Here is a 1702-nt window from a genome sequence, read left to right as displayed (position 1 = left end):
CCGCCAAGATGCTGGGCGTCGGACGAACATCGGTCACCCGTGCCCTGGCGAAGTTCGACGAAGACACCGCGGCCGCCGCGAGCGAGGCGGCCCTGCCGCCCTGACCAGGGACATCACTGGGGTGCGCCCAGGGTTACGGTCTGACCCGGCCGGAATCTTGGGTAAGGGGAACAGTGGCGCGACGTCGTGGGTGGCAGATTCCGGGTCAGGGCAGCTTGGACTCATTGTGGGGCGAACCAGAAGAGGAGCGAGATGAACAAGTACGGATCGATCGCGAAGAAGCACTGGACCGAGTTCCGGCCCCTCGCACTGGCGGAGTTGCCGGAGAGCGAGCAGTTCTTCTCGACTCTGGGCGAGCAGATCCAGACCAGGATCACCGACCTCACGATGACGCTGGAGGGCAAGGACAGCCCGGGGGAGGGCTACCTGGAGAAGGTCGGCCGGCTGAACGCGGCGAAGATGCAGGCCGAGGAGATCGTGCTGGCGGACCTGGTGTACGCGAGCGTCGAGAACCAGGACGAGGACGGGACCGACCCGGAGACCTTCGCGGGGATCAACGAGTTCCACGAAGCGATCCAGGCCGCGATGGCCGAGGAGGAGCCGACGGACTTCCGGCTTCCCTGACCTTCCGGCCCTCGGCTGAGACCAACCTGGTCCCGTCGGGGGCCAAGAGCCGGGCCAGGGCCAACCTCGACGCGCTCCGCGTCGTGCAGCTGCTCGAAGTAGAGAACCGGCCCGCCGCCCGCGACGAGCAGGACGTCCTCGCGCAGTGGTCGAGCTGGGGCGCGATCCCGCAGATCTTCGACGAGTCCCGCACCGAGTGGGACGACGAGCGCACCCAGCTGCGCGCGCTGCTCGACGAGACATCGTTCACCGCCGCACGGCGCACCACCCTCAACGCCCACTACACCGACCCGCAGTTCGTTGCCGAGGTCTGGGCGGGGCTGGATCAGCTGGGGTTCACCGGTGGGCGGGTGCTCGAGCCCGGCAGCGGATGGGGGACCTTCATAGGCCTGGCGCCGGCCACGGCCACGATGACCGGGGTCGAGCTCGACCCGACGTCGGCCGCGATCTCCCGCGGCCTGTACCCGGACGCGACGGTCCGCACCGAGTCGTTCGCTGCGACCCGGTATCCGGGCGGGCACTTCGACGCCGTGGTCGGGAACGTGCCCTTCGCGGACGTGCGACTGCACGACCCGCGACACAACGCCGGCGCGCACTCCATCCACAACCACTTCATCCTGAAGTCTCTGGCACTGACCCGCCCGGGCGGCATGGTCGCGGTCCTGACCAGCCGGTACACGATGGACGGCACCAACCCGGCCGCGCGGCGCGAGATGAACCAGCTCGGCGACCTGGTCGGCGCGGTGCGCCTGCCTACCGGTGCCCATCGGCGCGCCGCCGGAACCGACGTCGTCACCGACCTCGTGATCCTGCGCCGACGGGAAGCAGGTGCTGTGCCGGTGAGCGACGCGTGGGAGACGGTTACCCCCCGGGTGGTCGACGGCGAGGTCGTGCGGATTAACAGCTACTTCGACGACCACCCCGAACACATCCTGGGGGACCTGTCGGTCGGGCACGGCATGTACGGGGAGAACACCCTGAGCGTGGTGTCCGGCGACCTGGGAGCCACCCGCACGCACCTGCGCGGCGCCCTGGCTGACATCACCGCCCGCGCTGTCGTCGACGGCCAGGTGTTCAC

The 1702-nt window shown here is 69.3% G+C and carries 1 protein-coding gene and 1 pseudogene; both read left to right on the top strand.

Features of this window, described 5'->3' with window-relative positions:
- Positions 1–252 precede the first annotated feature (252 nt).
- Positions 253–624 (top strand): TnpV protein, encoded by a 372-nt coding sequence (locus VIM26_RS15470; protein WP_331952743.1) that lies wholly within the window; start codon positions 253–255, stop codon positions 622–624.
- 83 nt (positions 625–707) lie between these two features.
- Positions 708–1702: pseudogene (locus tag VIM26_RS15465) on the top strand (helicase); the annotation flags it as partial.

Source organism: Pengzhenrongella sp. (genome assembly GCF_036565025.1).
Taxonomy (GTDB): Bacteria; Actinomycetota; Actinomycetes; order Actinomycetales; family Cellulomonadaceae; genus Pengzhenrongella.
The sequence above is the reverse complement of the archived record's forward strand: the minus strand, read 5'-3'. Positions and strand labels throughout refer to the sequence as shown.

Excerpts from the sequence above, each read along its gene's own strand:
- VIM26_RS15470 (WP_331952743.1), top strand. The coding sequence starts at position 253 with ATGAACAAGTACGGATCGATCGCGAAGAAGCACTGGACCGAGTTCCGG.